Source organism: Streptomyces sp. NPDC053474 (assembly GCF_044544845.1).
GTDB lineage: Bacteria > Actinomycetota > Actinomycetes > Streptomycetales > Streptomycetaceae > Streptomyces.
In genome coordinates this window covers 277305-299187 of record NZ_JBITXV010000013.1, presented here as the reverse complement: position 1 = coordinate 299187, position 21883 = coordinate 277305, and the positions used below count along the sequence as shown (strand labels likewise).

The 21883-nt window shown below is 72.9% G+C and carries 18 protein-coding genes; 4 read left to right on the top strand and 14 right to left on the bottom strand.

Translation table 11 applies throughout. The features are described from left to right. Positions 1-107 precede the first annotated feature (107 nt). The 13 genes from ACIG3E_RS29580 to ACIG3E_RS29520 form a co-directional block, all read right to left on the bottom strand. Positions 108-917 (bottom strand): class I SAM-dependent DNA methyltransferase, encoded by an 810-nt coding sequence (locus tag ACIG3E_RS29580; protein WP_399622551.1) that lies wholly within the window; start codon positions 915-917, stop codon positions 108-110. A gap of 60 nt (positions 918-977) precedes the next feature. After that, positions 978-2324: an aspartate aminotransferase family protein gene (locus ACIG3E_RS29575; RefSeq protein WP_399622549.1), complete on the bottom strand. Its 1347-nt coding sequence runs from the start codon at positions 2322-2324 to the stop codon at positions 978-980. A gap of 125 nt (positions 2325-2449) precedes the next feature. Further along, on the bottom strand, positions 2450-3430 hold the full coding sequence (locus tag ACIG3E_RS29570) for an amidohydrolase family protein (RefSeq protein WP_399622547.1): 981 nt from the start codon (positions 3428-3430) through the stop codon (positions 2450-2452). Beyond that, a complete protein-coding gene (locus ACIG3E_RS29565; protein WP_399622545.1) occupies positions 3414-5141 on the bottom strand; it encodes an AMP-binding protein in 1728 nt (575 codons plus the stop codon). Before ACIG3E_RS29565 ends, ACIG3E_RS29570 begins: the two co-directional genes overlap by 17 nt. Further along, the gene (locus ACIG3E_RS29560; protein WP_399622543.1) at positions 5138-5965 is read right to left on the bottom strand and encodes an SDR family oxidoreductase; all 828 of its coding nucleotides are present in this window, start codon (positions 5963-5965) and stop codon (positions 5138-5140) included. The genes ACIG3E_RS29565 and ACIG3E_RS29560 overlap by 4 nt, the downstream gene beginning before the upstream one ends. Positions 5966-6014: 49 nt before the next feature. Continuing rightward, positions 6015-7532: an SDR family NAD(P)-dependent oxidoreductase gene (locus tag ACIG3E_RS29555; RefSeq protein ID WP_399622542.1), complete on the bottom strand. Its 1518-nt coding sequence runs from the start codon at positions 7530-7532 to the stop codon at positions 6015-6017. Then, positions 7525-8820 carry a beta-ketoacyl-[acyl-carrier-protein] synthase family protein gene (locus ACIG3E_RS29550; RefSeq protein ID WP_399622541.1) on the bottom strand — a complete coding sequence of 432 codons (1296 nt, stop codon included), beginning with the start codon at positions 8818-8820 and terminating at the stop codon, positions 7525-7527. Before ACIG3E_RS29550 ends, ACIG3E_RS29555 begins: the two co-directional genes overlap by 8 nt. Before the next feature lie 53 nt (positions 8821-8873). After that, positions 8874-9848 (bottom strand): ketoacyl-ACP synthase III, encoded by a 975-nt coding sequence (locus ACIG3E_RS29545; RefSeq protein ID WP_399622540.1) that lies wholly within the window; start codon positions 9846-9848, stop codon positions 8874-8876. Positions 9849-10018: 170 nt separating this feature from the next. Then, on the bottom strand, positions 10019-10813 hold the full coding sequence (locus ACIG3E_RS29540) for an SDR family NAD(P)-dependent oxidoreductase (RefSeq protein WP_399622539.1): 795 nt from the start codon (positions 10811-10813) through the stop codon (positions 10019-10021). Positions 10814-10888: 75 nt separating this feature from the next. Beyond that, a complete protein-coding gene (locus ACIG3E_RS29535) occupies positions 10889-11923 on the bottom strand; it encodes a 3-oxoacyl-ACP synthase III family protein (RefSeq protein WP_399622537.1) in 1035 nt (344 codons plus the stop codon). A 266-nt stretch (positions 11924-12189) separates the two neighbouring features. Then, entirely contained in the window at positions 12190-13149 is a 960-nt protein-coding gene (locus ACIG3E_RS29530; protein ID WP_399622535.1) for a ketoacyl-ACP synthase III, read from the bottom strand. 10 nt (positions 13150-13159) lie between these two features. Further along, on the bottom strand, positions 13160-14947 hold the full coding sequence (locus tag ACIG3E_RS29525) for a CoA-transferase (RefSeq protein WP_399622533.1): 1788 nt from the start codon (positions 14945-14947) through the stop codon (positions 13160-13162). 41 nt (positions 14948-14988) lie between these two features. After that, on the bottom strand, positions 14989-16308 hold the full coding sequence (locus ACIG3E_RS29520) for a beta-ketoacyl-[acyl-carrier-protein] synthase family protein (protein ID WP_399622531.1): 1320 nt from the start codon (positions 16306-16308) through the stop codon (positions 14989-14991). Between the two features lie 260 nt (positions 16309-16568). Here ACIG3E_RS29520 and ACIG3E_RS29515 point away from each other — a divergent pair, with 260 nt between their 5' ends. The 3 genes from ACIG3E_RS29515 to ACIG3E_RS29505 are packed head-to-tail and all read left to right on the top strand — an operon-like array spanning position 16569 to position 19225. Beyond that, entirely contained in the window at positions 16569-17888 is a 1320-nt protein-coding gene (locus tag ACIG3E_RS29515; RefSeq protein WP_399622530.1) for a beta-ketoacyl synthase N-terminal-like domain-containing protein, read from the top strand. Between the two features lie 11 nt (positions 17889-17899). Then, the gene (locus tag ACIG3E_RS29510; RefSeq protein ID WP_399622574.1) at positions 17900-18934 is read left to right on the top strand and encodes a beta-ketoacyl-ACP synthase III; all 1035 of its coding nucleotides are present in this window, start codon (positions 17900-17902) and stop codon (positions 18932-18934) included. Between the two features lie 60 nt (positions 18935-18994). After that, on the top strand, positions 18995-19225 hold the full coding sequence (locus ACIG3E_RS29505) for an acyl carrier protein (protein WP_399622529.1): 231 nt from the start codon (positions 18995-18997) through the stop codon (positions 19223-19225). 157 nt (positions 19226-19382) lie between these two features. On the opposite strand, the gene ACIG3E_RS29500 is transcribed toward ACIG3E_RS29505, so the two are convergent. Continuing rightward, positions 19383-21044, bottom strand: coding sequence for an MFS transporter (locus ACIG3E_RS29500; RefSeq protein ID WP_399622527.1), 1662 nt, complete (start codon positions 21042-21044; stop codon positions 19383-19385). Between the two features lie 155 nt (positions 21045-21199). Between ACIG3E_RS29500 and ACIG3E_RS29495 the strand changes: the two genes are divergently transcribed. Beyond that, complete coding sequence (locus tag ACIG3E_RS29495) at positions 21200-21871, top strand: TetR/AcrR family transcriptional regulator (RefSeq protein WP_399622525.1); 672 nt, start codon at positions 21200-21202, stop codon at positions 21869-21871. Positions 21872-21883 lie beyond the last annotated feature (12 nt).

The window sequence follows — 21883 nt, the reverse complement described above, 5'->3', positions numbered from 1 at the left end:
CGGGGGCCCCGCGGGGGGGGGGGGGGGGGGGGGGGGGGGGGGGGGGGGGGGGGGGGGCCGCGCCGGGCCCCCCCCCCCCCCCCCCCCACCCCCCTGTCGTGGGACGGCTACTGCTTGCGGTAGACGGACACCGCGTCCCTGCTGTCGTAGTGGAACGGCTCCTTGCGCCAGCCGCCCCAGCGGTCCTCCAGCTCCAGACCGCCCAGGCGGGCCATGAGGTCCTGCTCCGACGGCCAGACGAAGCGCATGGTCGCCGCGATGATCTTGTTGCCCTTCTCGCTCATGATGACGTCGGTGCGCTTGACCATCTGGGTCGTCGGGTCGACGTGGTTCATCTCGAACCAGGCGAGCCGCGGGTGCCCGGCGAGGCGCCCCGAGATGCGGAACGGCTCGGTCATGCCGTAGTCGTTCTGCCGCCCGCGCTGGTAGTACGTCATGTCCGGCACGATGTTCTGGACGACGAGCCGCCCGTCGGGCTTGAGCCGCTTGGCGCTGTTGGCGAGGCAGCGTGCCTGCTCCTCCTGGTCCGGCAGGACGAACAGCGTGGCCAGGGCGATGAAGACGACGTCGTACTCCGCCTCGACGTCGACGTCGGCGAAGTTGCCCTCGAAGACCTCGATCTGGTCCCCGCCGGGCTTCTCCTTCAGCCTCCGCAGCATCTTCGGCGAGGCGTCGATGCCGCTCACCCGCACGCCGCGCTGCGCCAGCGGGAGCGCCACGCGGCCGGTCCCGATGCCCAGTTCGAGGGCCGTGCCGTCCTTGGCGAGCGCCGCGAGGAAGTCCGCGGCCTCCTCCGCGTCGTCCCGGCTGTCGTCGGGCGTCCAGCTGTCCCAGATGTCGGCGTAGCGGTCCCACTCCTCCGCCGCCTCTTCCTGCCACTGCTTGCTGGTCTTGCGGCCGGTGTGCTGACTGGCCATCTCGTCACTCACCTCTCGTCACGTGGAAGGATCCCGTCGGCATGCCGTGGCCCCGGGGTGTCACCCCATGGCCTTGGCGAAGCCGGACTCGGGAAGGCGACCCGACTTCACATCGGTGAGCGCGCCGTCGAGCGCGCTCGCGATCTCCGCCACGTCGTCCTCGGTGATGACGAGCGGCGGCATGAGCATCAGGTTCGGCACCACGCGCAGGCTGGAGCTGAGCACGCCCCGGCTCTCCAGGGCCATGCGCAGCCTGTTGACCTTGCCGGGCGACCACGAGGGCCCGCCGGGCTCGCCGAACTCCAGGCCGCAGAACAGGCCCAGGCAGCGGAAGCCGGTCAGTTCGGGGTGCTGGGCCTGGAGCTTGCCCAGGGCGGCGATGAGGTCCGCCTCGCGGCGGCGCACGTTCTCCAGGACGCCGTCCTCGGTGAGGGCCGCGATCACCGCGAGAGCGGCCGCGGCGGCCACCGCGTGGCCGTCGTTGGTCGAGCCGACGCTCAGCGCGGTGTCGCCCGTGGTGCGCTCGTGCAGTTGCTCGTAGAGACGGTCGTGGAGGGCGACCGCCGACATCGGTACGTACCCCGAGGTGATGCCCTTGCCCAGGGTGATGATGTCGGGGGTGACGTCGGGCAGTTGCCCGGCGCGGGTGAAGTCGCCGACGCGGCCCATGCCGGTGACGACCTCGTCGAAGATCAGGTGGATGTCGTGCTCCCGGCAGAACCGGCCGAGGGAGCCCAGGTACTCGGGCGAGAGGATGTGCCCGCCCTCGCCGACGACGGGCTCCACGATCACCGCGGTCACCCGCTCGGGGCCGAATTCGCGGATCAGCCGCTCCATGTCGCTGACCCCGGGCGTCGCGCCCACGGAGAACGGGCCCGGGGCGTGGTGCACCTCGGGGAGCATCGGGCCGGTCTGGTGGTGCAGATAGGGGACGCCGGTCACCATGCCGGCGCCGGGGCCCTGCCCGTGGAAGCCGTCCCACATGGCGAACACGGCCATGCGCTCGGGCTGTCCGGCCCGCAGTCGCAGGAAGCGGGAGAGCTGCAGGGCCATCTCCACGGCCTGGGCGCCGTTGCTGGCGAAGCGGACGTGGTTGATGCCCTCGGGCAGGTGGCCGACGAGGGCCTCGGCGCAGTCCACGGTGACCTGGGCGGGGCGTCCGTAGCCGTAGCTGTTGGCGAACGGCAACCGGTCCACCTGCTGTTTGATGGCCTCCTTGACGCGCGTGTTGCCGTAGCCGAGGGTCACGTTCCACAGTCCGGAGCGGCCGTCCAGGTACCAGCGTCCGCCGGAGTCGCGGACACGCACGCCGTCGGACTCGGCGAGCAGGTCGTCGGGGGACAGCGCCTTGAGGTACGGGCGCGGCACGCCGCTGTTCCACAGGGCGTAGTCAGCGGGGTCGATCACGATGGGTCCCTTTCTCTGCTGGGTGCGCTCGCTGGTGGTGGTCGGGGGTTCGGGATGGGGGCGGGGTGCGGGTGGATCGTGGGTGGGGTGGGGGTGTCGGCGGGTGCGGGGGCGGCGCCCGGGCGTCAGCCAGGTCCGAGGCCGAGCAGCCGGGCCGCGTTGCCGTACAGCCAGCCGTCCGTGACCTCGGCGCCGAGGCCGAGGTCGGCCACCTGCCGGGCGAGGACGGCGACCGGGTCGGCGTTGACCCAGGTCGCCGAGCCGAACAGGACCCGGCCGCGCAGCGCGGTGCTGCCGTACAGGAGCAGTGGCTCCCAGCCCGATCCGGGGCGGGCCATCCACGGCGGCCGGTGGGAGGAGATGTCGAGGTAGACGTGGCGGTGGCGCTGGGCGACGGAGATCAGGTCGAGCACCCAGGGCCAGGCCGCGTGCCCGGCCACGACGGGCAGGCCGGGGTGGCGCAGGGCGATCCAGTCGACGTTGCGGGGGTGGCACAGCTCGGCGGCGTGCCGTGAGAAGTGGTGCCCGGTGTGCAGCCACAGCGGCATGCCGAGCTCCTGCGCCCTGGCGTAGACCGGGTCGTACGCCGCGTCGCGCGGGTCGACGCCCTGCCAGAACGGGGTCACCGCGAACCCGCGCATGCCGAGGCCGTGGCAGCGCTCCAGCTCCGCGACGGCCCGGGCGGGGTCGGTGAGGTCGATGCCCGCCCAGGCCTGCAGCCGGTCGGGGGCCTTGGCGGCGACGGCGGCGACGCGGCTGTTGACGTCGTCGCCGTCGGCCGTGGCGCCGCCGCAGCTCATCAGGACCTGGTGGACGACGCCGTTGTCGTCCATGGTCGACAGCAGTGCCTCGGTGTCCACGCGCTCGGGTCGGCCCGCGACGAGCAGGTCGACGGCGCCGTCCTGGTCGCCCGCGTCCAGGCGGGCCCGGAAGCGGGCGTGGTCGGCGCCGAAGACCGCCGTGGCGTGGCGGCCGAAGGCGCGCAGATAGGTGGGTGCCACCGCGCCGAGCCCGCGGAAGTACGTGCGCCAGCACTCCCGGTCCAGGGCCAGCGCGCACACGTCGACGACGCGGTGCGCGGCGGCCGGTTCAGCGGATGCGGTCACGGGTGACCTCGATCCCTGCGGCCACCCGGTCCCAGGTGTCGGGGGTGACGCCCTGCGCGCGCAGCGTCTCCTTGCGGACCTTGCCCGTCTCCGTCACGGGCAGCTCGGAGAGGACCCGTACGTAGCGCGGCACCATGAAGTGGGCCATGCGCGGCCGCAGATGGGCGAGGAACTGCTCCGGGGCGAAGCGCACGCCGGGCCGCAGCACGAGGGCGGCGAGTATCTCGTCCTCGGCCTGTTCGCTGGGGACCGCCACGGCCGCGGCGAGCGCCACGGCGGGGTGGCTGAGCAGTTCGGCCTCCACTTCGACGGAGGAGACGTTCTCGCCGCGGCGCCGGATGGCGTCCTTGATGCGGTCCACGAAGAAGTAGTCGCCGCCCTGTTCGCGCAGCACGGCGTCCCCGGTGTGGAACCAGCCGTGCCGCCACGCCGCCGCGGTGGCCTCCGGCATGCCGTGGTAGCCGTGGAACAGCGACCAGGGCCGGTCGGCGCGCAGCACCAGCTCGCCCGCCGTGCCGTCCGGTACGTCGATGCCGTGCTCGTCGACCACCCGGCACTGCACGCCGGGGCGCGGCCGCCCGCAGCTGCCGGTGCGCTGGGGGTTGAGCGCGGACACCAGCGGCGCCGACGTCTCGGACATGTTGAACCCGGTGTAGACGTCCACGCCGAAGCGGCGGCCGAAGTCGAGGGCCTGGCGCGTCAGCGGGATCACGCAGGCGGCGCGCAGCGGATGGCCGGTGTCGTCCGGGCGGGGCTCCGGGCCGAGCAGGAAGTCCACCATGGCGCCGAGCAGGGTGCACATGGTGACCTCGTACCGGCGGATCACCTCCCAGAACTCAGCTGTCCTGAAGCCCTCGGTGACGACGACCGACCCCCCGTACAGGAGCATGCAGTAGGCCACTTCGGTGCCGCCGCCGTGGCACAGCGGCAGGTTGAGCAGGTACCGGTCGTGCTCGGTGATGTCGTCGTCGAGCAGCGCCGTCACCGTCGAGTAGTGGTGGACGTAGGAGACCAGGACGCCCTTGGACGGTCCCGTGGTGCCCGAGGTGTAGATCACCGCCATGGTGTCCCAGGGCGCGACCGGCCGCGCGGGCGGCACGAAGTCCTCCGGCCGCCCGCGCAGCGCCGCGGGGCCGTGCACGCGCGGGGCGCCGGGCAAGGCGTCGGGCCACGGGTCGTCGGGGCCGCCGCCGAGGACGACGACCTCCTGGAGGCGGGCGCCGCCGGTGTGCTGGAGGCGGCCGACGAGCAGCGCGTGGGCGACCAGGACGCGGGCGCCGGAGTTGGCGAGCACGTGCCCGAGCAGGCTGCCCCGGTAGGCGGTGTTGACGGGTACGTGGACGGCGCCGAGGAGGTTGACGCCGTACCAGACCCGCAGCGCGTCCCGGCCGTTGGGGAGCCAGCACAGCACGGTGTCGCCCTGGCGCACGCCGAGGCGGTGCAGGGCGGCGGCGGTGGCGCGCGCGTCGTCGTAGGCCTGCCCGTACGTCCATGTGGTGGTCTCGCCGCTGTCGATGGAGTCGTCGAAGACGGCGTACACGCGGTCGGGGTGGGCCCGGGCGCGGGCGGCGAGCAGCTCGCCCGTCACACAGTGCGCGGCGTCCGGGACCCGGGGGTCCCCGGGCGGCAGGATCTCGACGACGGGGTCGGCCGCCCGCTCGCCCGGCCGCGGCGCCGCGGCCGGGACGGGGGCGGTCGTGGCGCCGGTCATTCGGGGATCCCGGGTACGTCGACCATGTGGCCGCCGGAGGCGTCGTAGTGGCGCAGCGTCCGTAGGTACTGCTCCCAGTTGACCAGGGTCTGCGCGTTCCTGCTGACGGGGCGCACGGGGATCAGCGGGCCGATGCTGACCGCGGGCGGGCGGGTGACGGCCCACAGCACGACGTCGGCGATGTCCGCGGGATCCAGCAGGTCCCTGACCTCGACGCCCAGGGTCTCGGGGTCCTGCGCCAGGTCGGTGCGCACCCAGCCGGGGAGCACGGCGATGGCGCGCACCCCCATGTGCCGGTTCTCCAGGTCGATTTGGGCGGTGAGCGCGTTCAGGGCGCGCTTGGTGATCGAGTACGGGGCCGACCAGTCGGCCTGGAGCAGGCTGCCCTCGGAGCTGATGTTGACGATCCAGCCGTGGCCGCGTTCGCGCATGCCGGGCAGGACGGCGCGGGCCAGCAGGAACGGCACGTCCAGGTTCAGGTGGAAGGCCTGCCGCCAGTGCCGGGGGTGGGTGTCGTGGATGGGCCCGGTGCGGGCCAGGGCGGCGTTGTTCACCATGATGTCGATGGGCCCGAGGACCCGTTCGGCCGCGGCCACCGCGTCCTTGGGGGCGCCGTCGGCCGCCAGGTCGGCGACGAGGGTGACGGCGGGCACTTCGTGCCCCGCCACGTCCTGTTCCACGGCGGCCAGCTGTTCCTTGCGCCGGGCCACGAGCGCGACGGAGGCACCCGCCCGGGCGAGCGTGCGGGCGATGCTCGCCCCGATCCCGGAGGAGGCGCCCGCGACGAGGGCCACCTTGCCCTTGAGGGGCCTGTCGTCGGTCACCTGTGCTCTCCTTCCGGGGCGGCGGGGCGGGGGCGCGGCGCGGTGGGCGTCACTGCCGGGGTCCTTCCTCTGGGGAGTGCTCGGACGGGTCCAGGTGCGGCAGTCCGGCCAGGCAGTGGCCACCGCCGTCCACGCGCAGCCGCGCGCCGGTCAGCCCGGCCGCGGCGGGGCTGATGAGGTAGCAGACGAGCGCCGCGACCTCCGTGGGCTCGCTCATCCGGCCGGTGGGCACGAGCCGGTTGGTCGCCTCCAGGAACGCGGGGTTGGTGACGTCCGTCATCGGGGTGCGGACGAAGCCGGGGAGCACGCTGTTGGCCCGCACCCCGTACCTGGCCGCGGAGGTGGCGAAGTGGCTGGTGAACTGGGCGGTCGCGGCCTTGCTCAGGCCGTAGCTCGCCAGGTTCGCCACCGGTGCGCTCACCGCGGCCAGCGAGGAGACGACGGCCACCGCGCCGCCCCTGCGGGCCGTCGCCCAGTGCTTGAGCAGGGCCTCGCACGTACCGGCGTACGCCAGGGAGTTGAGGGCCAGGAGCCGCTGGCGGTTCTCGGAGTTGTCACCGGCGCCGTCGAAGGTGACGGCGCCCGCGGCGTAGGCGAGGGCGTCGACGCCCCCCGCGCGCTCCCATGCCTCGTGCACAAGGCCGGCCGCCCGTGCCGGGTCGGACAGGTCGGCGGTCACCACCCAGGCCCTGCGGCCCCGTTCGCGCACCTCGGCGGCGAGCTTCTCCAGCTCGGGGCGGCGGCGGGCGACGAGGACGACGTCGGCGCCGCGGGCCGCGCTCTCCCGCGCGACGCTCGCGCCGATGCCGCTGCTGGCGCCCGTGACCATGACGACGCGCCCGGCGAGCAGGAACGGATCGGCTCCCTGGGTGTCGGTGGCCGGGGCGGGGCGGGGCGCCCGCGCCGACGGCATGGGCACGATGCCCGCGTCGAGCCCGCCGTCCAGCGGGAAGGTCTCGCCCGCCACGCTCCCGAAGCCGCGTGACGCCAACAGGCGGAGCACGGAGGTGAGTTCGGATGGTGTGACCGGGCGGCGGGTGACCAGGTGGCGGAGCAGTTCGCCCTCGGCCTCGGAGGTGAGCTCGTGCCCGAGGAACGGCGCGTAGCCCACGCGCACGGTGTTGGCGAGGACCCCGTGGGTGGCGCACCGCTTGGCCAGGTGCTGCCACCAGGCGTGGTCGGCCGCCCGCTCCGCCGCGCACTGGGGCTCCGCGTCGTCGTGGACGTGCGGGCCAGCGTCGGTGACCAGGACGGCACGGCCGTGGCCCCGGCGGGCCATGGCCTCCAGGACGCGGGCCACGTGCGCGCGGCGCAGCGACGCCGAGGTGCGGCTGCCGAGCGCTTCGTTGCCGAGGGCCACCACGCAGTACACGTCGGGGGGTTCGGGTGTGTCCGCGCCGTTGACCGCGGTGACGTGGCAGCCGAGGCGCTCCCAGGCGTCCTTGACCACGCGGGTGTGGGTGGCCCCGGGCGCGGACTCCAGGAGGACGTGGCAGCCGACGGGGGCGAGGGACTCCGTCTCCAGGTGGGCGGCGAAGGCCGGATCGGTCGGCCGTTGTTCAGTCATCAGAGCCTCCCAGGAGGATCGCGCTGGCGACGGATCCGATCGTGTAGTTGAGGCTGAGGGCCAGGTCGACGCGCGCGGGTCGGCCCTCCGTGCCGGGCACCGGGTCGAAGGTGCACACCTCGGCGGGCTTCTCGCAGTTGGCGGTCGGGGCGATGTGGCCGTGGCCCATCATCTGGAGCGTCGCCGCCACCCCGATCACGCCGAGCGGCGCCCCGCTGTGGCCAAACACGGCCTCCTGGACGGTGACGGGCAGCCTGGCCGTCCGCTCTCCGAAGATCGCGGGCATGATGTTGCCCTCCATGAGGTTGAAGGCCCGGTCGCCGGTGGCGGCGCCGTTGACGTAGTCGATCTCGTCCGGCGAGGCCCGACCCGCCATGCAGGAGCGCGCGGCGCGCACCGCCCCGGCGCCGTCGGTGTCCAGGGCCAGGTTCGGCTGGGCGTTGCGGGTGGTGGTCTGGCCGAGGATCCGGCCGTGGCTGCGCGCTCCCCGGCGCCGGGCGTGCTCGCGGCTCTCCAGGATCAAGGTGGCGGCGCCGTTGCCGTAGTTGAGCCCGGCGGCCCGCTCGTCGTAGGGGCGCATGGGGACGTCGATGAGGGTGGCGGTCTGCGGCTCGGTCCCCATGACCGACCGGGCCTCCAGCTCGGCGTACTGGCGCAGGCGGCTCTCGCGCCAGTAGTCGGCGCCGGTGACGACGGCGATGTCCGTCTCGCCCGCCGCGATCATGCGGGCCGCGTTGCCGATCAGTACGGCGGACGAGGCGCATCCGCACGACAGCGTGTAGCTGGGTCCTGTGGCGCCCACGAGGCCCGCCTGGGTGGTCTCGACGTCCGACATCACGGCGTTGAGGACGTTGCGGAACAGCACGGAGCGGGCCTCGCGCGGGCTGATGTGGCGGGTGTCGGCGAGCAGCACCGGCAGGTAGGTGTCGACGATGGCGTCGGCCGTGGCGTTGCGGCCCGCGAGCACCGCGGCCTCCCGCAGCGCGCCCGCGCGCCAGTCGAGGGTGGCGTCCTCGCACGCTTCGAGCAGGGCGAGGAGCCCGTACAGATGGATGTCGGAGTACTTCGCGAGGAAGCGCGGCGGGATCTCCGGCAGCCGGGCGGCGACGGACTCCGGGTCGAGGGGCACGCCGCCGAAGTACGTGCCGTCGTCCTGCGCCAGGAACGAGTCGCCGTGCGCGACGGCCGTCCAGAACTGCTCCGGTGTCGCCGTCGGCGCCCCGCGCCCCGGCAGGCAGAAGCCCATGCCGGTGACGAGTGCGTCCCGGGGGCTCTTGGTCGTGGTCACCGCTCGGACCCCTTCGCTCGATTCGCCGGGCTCGCGTGGCCCGCCCGGTGCGCTCAGATCCGGTAGAGGAGGCTGCCCCAGCACCACACCCCGCCGCCGATGGAGGGGGACAGGATCAGGTCGCCGGACTTCACGACGCCGCGCTCCCGCAGCTCCGAGACCGTGGTGGGGATGGAGGCGCTGGAGACGTTGCCGCGGAAGGCCAGGTTGGTCAGGACGCGGGCCGGGTCCGCGCCCAGGTTGTGCTGGATGCCCTTGGCCAGCGGCTCGGTCCCGGAGTGCGGGATGAGCCAGTCGATGTCGCCGATGGTCAGCTTGTTGCGGCCGAGGATCTCCTCGACGGTGTCGGCGATGTGCGCGAGGGCGACGTCGTTGAGGTCCGGGTGGCTCTTGACCCAGCCCTTCTCCCCGCCCGCCGCGGACATGTGGGCGAGGCTGCCGTCGGTGTGGAACACCGAGTCGATCAGGCCGGGCGCGCCGCCGGGGGTCGCCTCCAGGACGCAGGCACCGGCGCCGTCGGAGACCAGCATCGAGCCCTTGGAGCCGGGCCGCACCCGCCGGGTGACCCGCTCGGTGGTCGCCACCAGCGCCTTGCGGTAGCCGGTCGGGGAGGTCAGGAACGAGGCCGCGGTGTGCACCGCCTGGATGAACCCGGCGCAGGAGCCGCACACTTCGAAGGCCATGGAGCCCTTCATGCCGAGCTCGGCCGCGGTCAGCGCGCCCACCTCGTGGACGTAGTCGCGGTCCGTCCAGTGGCTGACGACCACCACGTCGATGTCGTCGGCGGCGACTGCGGCCTGCTCCAGGGCCTGCCGGGAGGCTGCCGCGGCCATGAGGACGGGGGTTTCGTGGTCACCGGCCCGATAGCGGGTGCGGACGCCGACGCCGCCGATGACGCGGTCCTCCACGACGCTCGTCGTGGCGTCCTCCACGCCCTCGTTGTGTATTTCCTCGGAACCGAAGTAGTGGCCGAATCCGGTGAAGCGTATTCCGGCGTCTTCCCAGATGCCGTGGTGGCCTGTCGTCATGGACGGAAAACTAGTGGCGTCGGCGTTCGACTGCATCTGGCCTCCAGTACTCGATGATTCATTCCGCGGGTACTCGACGTACTTCGCTCATGGGCGCGGCCCGCCCGGCCCTGCGGCTTTCCGTCACGGGGGTTTTCCGTTACGGGGGCTTCCGTTACGGGAGTTTTCCGTCACGGCACCCAGCCGGGCGGCCCGCCGCCGTCGACGCGAATCACGGAACCGGTGACATAGGTGTTTTCCGCGGCGAAGCACACCGCGTCCGCGATCTCCTCCTCCGCGCCCCAACGGCCCAGCGGCACGAAGCGCTTCAGGCCGTCCATGTAGTGGGCGTGGCGCGGGAAGGCGGTGCTCTTCTCGCGCAGCGCCTCGCCGTCCATGACCCCCGGCGCGACGGCCACGACGCGGATCCCGTAGGGGCCGAGTTCGTAGGACCAGGTGCGGGTCAGGGCCTCCACGCCCGCCTTCGCCGCGGTGTACGCGGACTGCCCGTAGGCGCCCGCCGCGAGGCCGGAGGAGACGTTGACGATGGCGCCCGCCACCTGGTGCCGCACCATGCTGGCGGCGGCCTCGCGCCCGACGAGGAACACCCCCGTCAGACACAGCCGCAGCGTCTTCTCCCAGTCGTCGAGCGGATGGGTGAGCAGCTCGGCGGCGCTCTCGTCCCGCGGCTTGCGCAGCAGCAGCCGGGAGAGGTTGCGGCCCGCGTTGTTCACGCACAGGTGCAGCGGCCGGTCCGCCGTCAGCTCATCGAACACCTCCCGTACGGAGTCCTCCGACGTGACGTCGGCGCGCACCGCGCGCAGGTCGAGCCCCTCGGCCTCGGCCATGGCCCGCACCTTCTCGATGCGGCCCGGGTCGAGGCCGAGCACGGTGGTGCGCCACCCGCGCTCCGCCAGCATCCGGCCGACGGCCAGGCCCAGGCCCCGGGTGCCCCCGGTCACCAGCGCGTTCCTGGAATCGGACAAGACCGTTCACCTCTCGCTCTCGGATTCGGCCGCGGTACGGCGCTTCGGGGCCCCGCGCTTCATGGGTACGGCGATTCACCGGTACCGGAACACCATGGCGCCCCAGCTCAGACCGCGCCCGATACTGACGCCGAGGAGTAGTTCACCGGGTTTCACCGTGCCGTCGCGGACGTATTCGGAGAGCGTGCTCGGCATGCCCACGCTGGAGGTGTTGCCGCGCCGGGGCAGGTTCAGGAGCATGCGTTCCCGGGGAATTCCGAGGCGGTCCGCCATCGGGTGCAGGAGATTGGTGTTGGCCTGATGGGGAACGCACCAGGAAATCTGTTCCGGTGCCAGGCCATTGCGCTTGAGGACCGTCTGCCCGGCGTCGACGAGCAGGTCCGGCGTGACCTCGGAGAGCACTCCCCCGCGCATCACCATCTTGTCGTTCTCGTCGATGTCGAAGGCGTCGTAGTGGCGGCCGTCGGCGCGCAGGACGACGTCGATCATCCCGCTGCGGGTGGGCAGTCCGTCGGCGCCGCCGCCCACGGACTCGCCGCGCCGCCAGACCGCCGCCGCGGCGCCCGCGCCGAACAGCGCGGAGTTCTTGAACCCGAAGTTCAGGATGGCGCGCGGGCTCTCGGCGCACACCACGAGGGCGGTCCTGGCGCCCGTCGTCGCGAGGAGGCCGCGGGCCACCACGCTCGCGTACAGGAATCCCGCGCAGGCGACCGCGGTCACGTCGAAGCAGAACGCGTCCCGGGCGCCCAACTGCCGTTGCACCGGCAGGGAGATGTCCATGTAGTTGTTGCCGATCGAGGACGGGTTGGCGCGCGGCCGGGCGGTCGCGCTGGTGCCGACGATCACGTCCACGTCGGAGATGTCGAGGCCCGCGTCGTCGAGGGCCGCCCGCGCCGCCTTCACGCCCATCTCGGCGAACCGTTCCTCGGGCCCGGCCCAGTGGCGGGTGCGGACTCCCGTGTGCGTGCGGATCCAGGCGTCGTCCACGTCGAGACCGGGCAGCCCGGCGAAGTGGTCGTTGGTGACCGGCTCGCCGGGGAAGTAGTGGCCGACGCCACTGAGCACGACCGGCGGACCGCCGTTGTCGAGCGGTGACTGGGTTGCGGACATGGGGGGAGGTCCTTTCCTCGTCTTCCCGTCGTGTACGCGCTGTCTCGTGGTGGGGCCGTCTCGTCGCGGGGCCGTCTCGTCGCAAGGCCGTCTCGTCGCAAGGCCGTGCCGTCGCGGGGCCGTGCCGTCGCGCTGCGTGGTGCCGGTCTGCGCCATCGCTGGGCCGTGCCGAGCCGTGGTCGTGGCACGCCCTGGCCGTGGCCGTGGCGAGTCGTCGCGTCGTCGCCCCGATGCCACAGCTGCGGCATCGGCCCCGCGTCCGTGCCTCAGAGCTGGTACAGCAGCGCTCCCGAGAACCAGCCCGCCCCGGCCGCGGGCGACAGGATCACGTCGCCCTTGCGCAGTTCGCCGGACTCGGTGAACTCCGACAGCGCGCTCGGGATCGTCGCGCTGGTCGTCTGGCCGCGGGTGCGCAGGTTCGTCAGGACCCTCGCGGGGTCGGCGCCGATGCGCCGGATGAGTTCCTCGCTGATCCGTGTCGATCCCGGATGCGGCACCACCCGGTCCACGTCGGCCATCGTCATGCCGCAGCGCCGCAGCACCAGGTCCGTGGCCTCGCCCGCGGTCGCCGCCGCCACCTGCGCGATCGAGGGCAGGCTGACCGTCCAGCCGTCGCTGCCCCGGGCCTTGGACACGCCCGCGTGCTCGCCGTAGCTGAGCACGGCGGAGTCCCGCAGCCGGGAGTCGTCCGGCGGCCCCGCCTCCAGGACCGCCGCGCCCGCCCCGTCGCCGCCGACGTAGCTGCCGCGCCGTCCGGGCTTGAGCCGCCGCGAGAACTGGTCGGAGCAGACCACGAGCGCGCGCCGCCACTGGTGGCTGGTCAGCATCGCCGCGGCCGTCTGCACGGAGTGCACGAAGCCGACGCAGGCCGCGCACACGTCGAAGGCCAGGGCCCGCCCGGCGCCGAGCCGCATCGCGATCCGGGGCGCGTCCTCGGGCGCGTACCGGCGTTGCGACCAGGAGGAGAAGACGACCAGGTCGAGGTCGTCGGCTTCCAGACCGGCGTTGCGCAACGCGTGCCGACCGGCCTCCACGGCCATGAACGGCACGGTCTCCGTGTCGTCGGACAGGTGCCGCCGCTCCACGCCGAGGTCGGGGCCGAGGACCGCGGCCTCCATCTCGGGCGCCTGGGGCAGGTCCGCCGGGATCTCCTCGCAGTGCCGCGGGAAGTAGTGCCCGAAGCCTCGGAAGGACAGGCCTTGGCCCATCCAGATGCCACCGCTCACACCGTGCTCCTCACCTGTAGAAACCCTGCGGGTCGAGACTGCGCAGCCAGGCGATCTCCGCCTCGGTGACCTCCGGTTCCGGGGCGCAGCCCGCGCTGCTCACGGGCCATCGGGTCAGGCTCGCCACGGCGTCCTGCGGCCGGGCGGGTCCGTCGTCCCCGGGCGGCAGCCAGGTGGCGAGCCGGAAGGGGCCGGGGGCGCCCGTCGCGTCCTGGGTGCGCCGGAACCGCCCGAAGTGGCTGACCACCTCGCGCACCCGGGCGCCGGGGCTGGTCACATAGGCGACGCGCTCCACGAACTTGCGCGGCGAGGCCGTGGAGAGGACCAGGCAGTCGGTGCTCGTGGCGATGTCGTTGGCGCCGCCGGAGCCGGTCAGCCACCGGCCGTCGGCCAGCAGGCTGGTGTTCACGTTGCCGTCCGCGTCGACCTCACCGGCGGCGAGGACACCGAGGCAGCGCGGGTTCGCCGACACCATGCCGCCGAGGATCTCCGGGATGCCGCCGAGCTGCTGGGAGCGGGTCGCGTGCAGCTGGCTGAAGAGGAAGACGTCACCGGGCTCGGGGTCCGTGGCGTAGAAGCCGAGTTCGGCGCAGACCGGCACCCGGATGCCCCGCTCGCGCAGCAGCGCGGCGGCCAGCCAGGCGGCCAGGTGGGACACGCCGATCCCGGCGAGCAGGGTGTCGTAGGCGCCGTTCGTGACCTGTTCGACGATGGCGCGCGCCCCGAGGACCACGGTCCGCTCCGCGCGCGTCACCGGCTCGGCACTCGCGGGCAGCGGCGGCGGAGCCGGAGGTTCGCGCGGGGTCAACGGCGTGGCGTAGAGGGCGAGTTCGGCGCGGCGCGCGGCGCCGAGCTTCTGTACGTACTGGGCGTGCCCCGCGGGTTCCTCGACCCACTCGCGGTACCACTCCTTGGCCCCGTCCTCCGTGGCTAGGCGCTCGACCAGCTCGGTGAGGAAGGCGTAGTCGTCGCGGTAGCCCGCCACGTCGCCGCTCCCGTCGCCGGTGGCCACGCCGCGCAGCGACTGCGGGTGCGCGCCGAGCGGTGCCTCGCACAGGGCGAGCACGCGCTGCCCGGGGATGACGACCCGCTCCGGGTGGGCGTCGACGAAGCCGTCCGGCACGATGCGCTCCACCGTGGCGATCACGCCCTGTTCGGCGGCGTACGCGGCCCAGGGGCCCTCCCCTGCTGGCGGCACGAGCACGATGTTGCCGCGCCGGTCCGCGCAGGCGCCGTGCACCAGCGTGAGGTCCGGGCGCAACCGCTCCACCAGGGCGAACGGCCGCTCCCCGGCGGCCGGTTCGGCCATGCGCAGGAACTTCGCGCCGGCCCCCGGCCGCTCGGCGTCGGGGGCTTGGGCGGTGAGCCCGCGCTCCAGGTCGCTGCCGACGAGCGAGGACGTCACGGCGTACGGCAGCCCGGTGGCCCCGGCCATGAGGCGCTGCGTGAAGCTGAGCAGGGACCACAGCTCGCAGCTGAACGGGGTGCCGCGGACCAGGTCGCGGTAGAGCGGGTTGGGGCGCGGCGTGGGGTAGGTGTCGCCGAGGAAGCACGTGATCAGGTGCTTGACGGCGCCCGACATGGTCAGCGCGTGCATCGCCGTGTGCGTCGCCGAGGTGCTGACGGTGAACTCGCCCCGGCCCGCGAACTGCCGCGCGAGGGCGTAGACCATGGCGTTGGGCCGGGCCATGGTCATCGCCAGGTGCAGATGCATGCCCGGCGTCACGTACCGGGACACCAGGGAGTCGACGTCGGGGACGACGACGGGGCGGGGCGCCGTGCCGCTGTGCGTGCTCATGGTCTCCTTCAGGGTTTCGGTCCGCGGGAGCGGCGCACCGGTCACGCGGCGCCCAGGGTGAGGACCGAGGTCTGGCTGCCGATGGCGAAGGCCAGGGACACCGCGAGGTCGGTGCGGGTCGGGCGGGGGCCCTCCGCGACGTGGTCGTGGTCGCACTCCGGGTCGGGGACGGCGCCCGCGTAGTTGGCGGTCGAGCACAGGCACTGGTGGTGCAGGGCCAGGGAGGCGGCCGCCGCGTTCACCAGCGCGGCCGCGCCCAGCAGATGGCCGTAGACGGGCTTGACGGAGCTGAGGGGCGGCCAGGCGGACCGCGGCCGTCCGTCGTAGAGGGCGCCGAGCATGCGGCTCTCCGCCACGTCGTTCTTCGGTGTCGCGGTGCCGTGCGCGCAGAACCAGTCGACGTCCTGCGGGGTCCGGCCCGCGTCGTGCAGCGCTTCGGTGACGACCGCGGCCGTCACCTGGCCGCTCATGTCCATGCCGAAGGGGTGGGTGGCCTCGTTCAGCGCCCGGTGGGAGAGGAAGCGGGCGTATGCCGTGGCGCCGCGCGCCCGGGCGTGGCTCTCCCGTTCCAGGCACAGGGCGACGGCGCCCTCGCCGAAGGCGAAGCCCTCGCGGTCGCGGGTGTAGGGACGGACGGCGCGCCGGGGGTCGTCCGTCTCGGTCGACAGGACGCGGTCGCCCATCGCGCGGAAGGACCGGAAGACCAGGGGCGTCAGGGGGAATTCGTAGCCGACGACGACCACGGCGTCGGCGGTGCCCGCGCGGATCAGGTCGGCGGCGAAGGCGAGGGCGTGGTGCCCGCCGACACAGGCGCTGCTCAGCGTGGTGACGAGCCCGCGCACGTCGCCGTAGATGGCGGACAGGGTGGCCGGGGCGCCGGGCATGCCGCGCAGCATGGCGCCGCTGTCGCCGAAGTGGTCCGTGCCGCCCGGCTCTGGGGCCCCCTCGCCGTCGTCGGCCGTCAGTGCCTCGCCGACCCACTCCAGGGGTCCCCGGGAGGACGAGGCGATGAGGGACAGGCGGCGCGGGTCGACGTCGTCGGTTCCGAGCCCCGCGTCGCGGCGGGCCTCCTCGACGGCCGACATGGTCACCAGCGCGTCCCGGGTGTAGCGGGCGGCGAACTTCTCGTTCAGCTCCGGCAGGAACTTCCGGTGGTCGAAGTCGCGCAGTTCCGCGGCCGCGCCGACACCGGCGCGGTCCGGATCGACGCGGGTCAGACGGCCGATCCGGGAATGGCCGTCGCGCACGTCCTGCCAGAATTCATTGACGTGGGTCGCGCCGGGGAGCATGACGCCGATACCGGTGACCAGTACCGAGCCCCGGCGGTCTTTCCGTCCAGCGGATCCAGCCAGTTCAGCCATGCGGGAAAACTATCCGGCGGCTTCCCTGGCGGCATCGATCCCTCGGTACCCGGGAGAATTCGGCGCCAGTACGTGAAGTACCAATTATCTATGTCGGTACCAGCAATACCTGTCGGGCGCGGAAACCGGGTACCTGCGGCCGGTTACGCCACGGCAGGTCAGCGCCCTAACGTCGGCAGCCGTCACCGGCACGGTGCGTCAGCGTGCGCCCACCGCGTGCGGGCGGCCTGTCGACAGCGGCACGCAACCCAGGGAGTCTCATGGCGGACCAGCAACAGGATCCCGGTCGCGACACCTTGATCACGGGCATGGGATTCGCCCTGCCCGGCCCTGGCGGACTGTGCGCGACGTCCGCGGAATTCCTGGACATCGTCTCCACCGGCGCCTGCCACGTGGAAAACGACGGTGTCTTCTTCGGTCAGGTGCGCACCGATGTCGCGGATGTGCAGGAGCGCTATCCCGAACTTCCCGTCAAGGCCCTGAAACTCTATTCCCCGGTGCAGTTGCTCGGCCTCATCTCCATGGCGGAGGCCTGCGGCGACGCCGGACTCGACTGGCGTGCGGGCGCGCTGTCCGAGGCGGCGATCCTCGCCGCCCGCGACGGCGGTGACTGCTGGTCGGCCCAGTACGCCGACATCCTCGCCACCGACCGGGCCAAGGCCACCAAGGACGAGATCAACGAGCTCGGCACCCGGCTCGCCCTCACCGGCATCCCCATGGACGTGGCCAACGTCCAGGTGTCCGTCGTGGCCGGGACAGGACCCAACTTCACCGTCTCCAACGGCTGTACGTCGTCCGCGGTGCTGCTCGGCATGGCCCAGCGGATGATCGCGTGTGGTGAGGTGGACGTCGCGGTGGTCACCGGCGCCGACGTGTTCGGCCTCGACTTCCTGCGGCACTACGCCGACCTGCTCGACCGCTACGCCGAGCTGAGCGCCGAAGAGGGCGTCACCGTCGACGCCATGGAGGACGCAGCCCTGGCGATGGGCGCGCAGATGCGCCCCTACGACAAGAACTCCCCGGGCTCCAACATGGGCAGCGGCTCCGTCACGATCGTCGTGGAGAGCCGCGCGCACGCCGAGCGACGTGGCGCGGCGCCCTATGCCCGGATGCTGGCGCAGCGCACCCGGCGCAGCCCGCAGCACAGCGCCTTCGCCATCGACCGCGCGGGGACCGGCATGGTCCAGGCCGCGCGGGACGCGATGGCGGGCCTGGTGGAGCCGGACCAGATCGACTACGTCAACGGCGGCGCCGAGGGCGACCGGGTCTTCCACGAGACGGAGTCGGCCATCGTGCACAGCCTCTTCGGGGACCGTGCGAGGCGCATGCCCGTCACGGTGCAGGAGGCCTGCTTCGGCCACAACGGCGGGCCGCTCGGTGGCCTCGGCGTGGCGGCCACGTCGCTGATGATCAAGGGCGGCGCGGTGTTCCCGACGGCGGGCTGCGTCGACCCGGACGACGCCTGCCTCTTCGACCCGGTGCCGGGCACCACCGCCCGGCCGCTGCGCGTCGAGCACGCGCTGTCCTTCAACTACACCGTCGGCATGGTCAGCAGCGCGATTCTGCTGGGGAAGGCGTGAGGGCCGAGGAGATGGACAAGCACCGCACACACGCGGCCGTCCTGACGGGCGTCGCCGGCTATGTGCCGCCCGGCACGGTCACCAACGCCGAGTTGGAGGCCCGGCTCGACACCACCGACGCCTGGATCCGCAGCCGCACCGGCATCGCCGAGCGGCACACCGTGGCCCCGGGGACCGCCACCCGGGAACTGGCCGTGGAGGCAGGCCGGTTGGCGCTGAAGTCGGCGGGCCGCGACGGCGTGGACGCCGTCGTCCTCGCCACGGCGACCCCGGACCGGCTCTGCCCGGCCACCGCCCCCGAGGTCGCCTCGGCGCTCGGCCTCGGCCCCGTCGCCGCGCACGACGTCGCCGCCGTGTGCGCCGGGTTCCTGTACGCCCTGTCGGCCGGGGTCGGGGCGATCGCCGCAGGCTTCGCCGAGCACGTCCTCCTCATCGGCGCGGAGACGTTCTCCGCCATCGTCGACCCGGAGGACCGGAACACGGCCGTCATCTTCGGCGACGCCGCGGGTGCCGTGGTCCTTCGCGCCGGTGACCCGGACGAGCCGGGCGCCATCGGCCCGATCCGGCTCGGCAGCGACGGCACGTACAGCGACCTGATCCAGATCCCCGCGGGCGGCGCCCGGCAGCGCTCCGCCGACGCCGCGCCCGAGGCGGGCGACCACCATCTGCAGATGCAGGGCCGCAAGGTCTACCGGCACGCCAAGGAGCGCATGACCCAGTCGGCGCTCGACGTCCTGGAGCGCTCCGGCTGGGCCGTCGAGGACGTGGACCGGCTCGCGACCCATCAGGCCAACGCGCGCATCAGCGAGGCCGTGGCCGACGAACTGGGCGTCCCGCGCGACCGGGTCCTGTCCAACATCGAGCACGTCGGCAACACCGCGGCCGCGTCCCTGCCGCTGCTGCTCGCCGACTCCGCGACCCAGGGCGAGCTGCGCCCGCACGACCGGGTGCTGCTCGCGGCGTTCGGCGGCGGGCTCGCCTGGGGCGCGGCATCGCTGACCTGGCCGGACGTGACGGCCTTCGCGGCGCACGCCTATCGCGGGTGAGGTTCTCCCGGCGCGGGCCCCGCGCCGGCCCCACCGACACTGCGCTCCCGGGAGGAAACGGTGTACGAAACGGTCAAGTCCCTGCTCACCAAGGAGTTCGACGTCTCCGAGGATCAGATCGCCCCGGAGTCCACGCTGGAGGACCTCGGCCTGGACTCGCTGGCCACGGTCGAGTTCGCCCTCGCCCTGGAGAAGGGTCTCGACGTGGAGATCACGGACGACGAGGTGGTGGAGCTGGAGCGGCTCGACAAGATCCTGGAACTCGTCGAGCGCCGCAAGCGCGCGTCCTGACGCGGTCGTGCGCCGGCCCGTGGAGAGAGCCGCGCGCACGGGCGTGCCCACCAGTGCCGGACAGCCGGGGCCCGTGCCGGGCCCCGGCTGTCTCGCCGCCTGCCCCCGCGCGCGACACACGGGAGGCGTACGGTCGCGACCCGTGGAGCGCCTGCGGTCAGGACCGGTCCGCGGACTCGGTCCGGTTCTCGGCGGGCTCCCCCGGTGTCTGCTTCACCAGGTCCACGCTCGCCTCGGGGTCGCCCTCAGCGCCCTCGGCCGCCGGGGTGACCCGCCCGGCCGAGCGCGGGATGAACAGGAACACGGCGATCGCCACCAGGACGAGAATGATGCCGGTGCACAGCGACGTGAACCCGAACGCGTCCGCGAACGCGTCGTCGGCCCGCCGCTTCAACTCCTCCCCCGCGGAGCCCGGCAGCGTTCCGGCGACCCCGATGGCGTCGGCGAGGCCTTCCCGCGCCGCGTCCATGGACTTCTCGTCCACGCCGGGTACGGAGGTGTCCATCTCCCTGCGGAACAGGGCCGACGCCACACTGCCCATGATCGCCACGCTGAGCCCGTTGCCGAGTTCGTAGGAGGTCTCCTCGATGCCCGCGGCGCCGCCCGCGGTCTCCGCCTCGGCCGTCGACATGATGGCGTCCGACGCGGCCGTCATGGCGCAGCCCGCCCCGGCGCCGATGCCCGCGAGGGCGATGGCGAAGACCCAGTACTCGGTGTCGGGCTTGACGTTCATCAAGACGAAGAACGCCCCGCCGATCAGCCCCATCCCGATCATCATCGCGTACCGCGTGCCGTACCTCGGCACGATGACCGACATGATCGGAGCCCCGATCATGGTGGCGAGGAGCAGCGGCAGCAGCCGCAGGCCCGACTCCATCGGCGAGGCGCCGCCGATGAACTGCCAGTGCTGGGTGAGCAGCAGCATCAGCCCGCCCATGCCGAACATGGCGAGGACCACGCTCGCGACCGCCACGGAGAACGCGCGGTTGCGGAACAGCGCCGGGTCGAAGAGCGGGTCGGGCACCCTCAGGACCCGCAGCACCAGCGCGGTGAGCAGCACCAGGCCCAGGACGCCCGTGACGATCGTCTGGGCCTCCAGGCCCTTCGCGCCGCCGTGCTGGATGGCGTACACCAGCGAGATCAGGCCGGTGACGGAGAGCAGCGCGCCGACGGTGTCCCAGCGCGGCGGGTCGGGGTGCCGGGACTCCGGCACCAGGGTCACCGCGGCGAACAGCGCCAAGACCATGATCGGCACATTGATCAGGAAGACCGAACCCCACCAGAAGTGCTCGATCATGACGCCGCCGATCACGGGCCCGACGGCGGCACCGGCCGCGGACATGGTGGCCCACACGGCGAGCGCCACCGTGCGCTCTTTGCGATCCGTGAAGACATTGCGAATGATCGACAGCGTCGACGGCATGATGATCGCGGCGCCGAGGCCGAGCAGCGCGCGGGCCGCGATCAGCATCGCGGGCCCGTTCGCCCAGGCCGCTGCGGCCGAGGCGGCGCCGAAGACGACGAAGCCCAGACACAGGAACCGCTTGCGGCCGAGGCGGTCGCCGAGGGTGCCGCAGCTGATGAGCAGCCCCGCCACGACGAGCGAGTAGACGTCGACGATCCACAGCAACTGCACCGACGACGGCTGGAGTTCGGTGCTCAGCGTGGGCAGCGCCACGTTCAGCACGGTCAGGTCGAGGGCGACGACCAGCAGGCTCAGCGAGAGGACCCCGAGCACCGCCCACCGGTTCTTCGCCCCGGGGACTTCACCGCCCCCTCCCTTGCCGCCGCCTCGCCTGTCGTCCACCACATCATCCATGGCCGGCCTCCTTCGGGATTCCGTCAACTCAGTCCCCGTACGGCATACCATCTATCGTACGACGTACGAGTCTGCGTTAGCATAGAGACGTGACTGAAACTTCTGGACGACACACGACACCGAACGGCCCACCTGGCTCGATCTGGTTGCGCGAGGTGAAGCAGCGGCCGGCCAAGCAGCCGCTGAGCCGGGAGCAGATCGTGCGGGGGGCGGTGCGACTCCTGGACGAGGGCGGCGTGCGCAACCTGCGCATGCGCCAGCTCGCCGAGTCACTGAACTCGGCGCCGATGTCGCTCTACTGGCATGTGCCGACCAAGGACGACCTGCTGGAACTGGCCATCGACGCCGTCTTCCCCGACCCGCTCACGCCGTCCGGGCCGGGGAACTGGCGCACCGACATCCAGACCTGCGCGACGGACCTGTTCGAAGTGCTGCTCGAGCACTCCTGGATGATCGAGCTGATGGGCGGCCACCCCCCGGTGGGACCCCGGGCCCTCGCCCACACCAGCGCCATCATCCAGATGCTTGAGCAGGCCCACTTCTCCCCCGACCAGCTGGACTCCGCGCTCTCCGCGATCTACTACTACACCGTGGGCGCGGCCCTGTCCGAGGCGTCCTGGCAGGCCATGTCCCGGCAGAGCGCCGAGAGCGAGGAGGACTGGGCGAACCGCCTCGGGCCCTACCTCAGCACGGCCACCCAGGACTATCCGAGCTCCCTCGCCGACTACGTCAAGCGCAGCGCCTCCAGCAGCACGGGCCAGCGCTTCCGTGACGGCCTGGAGTGCATGGTGTCCGGCATGGACCACATGCGGTCGCGGACCTCATGACCCGCGGTCGCG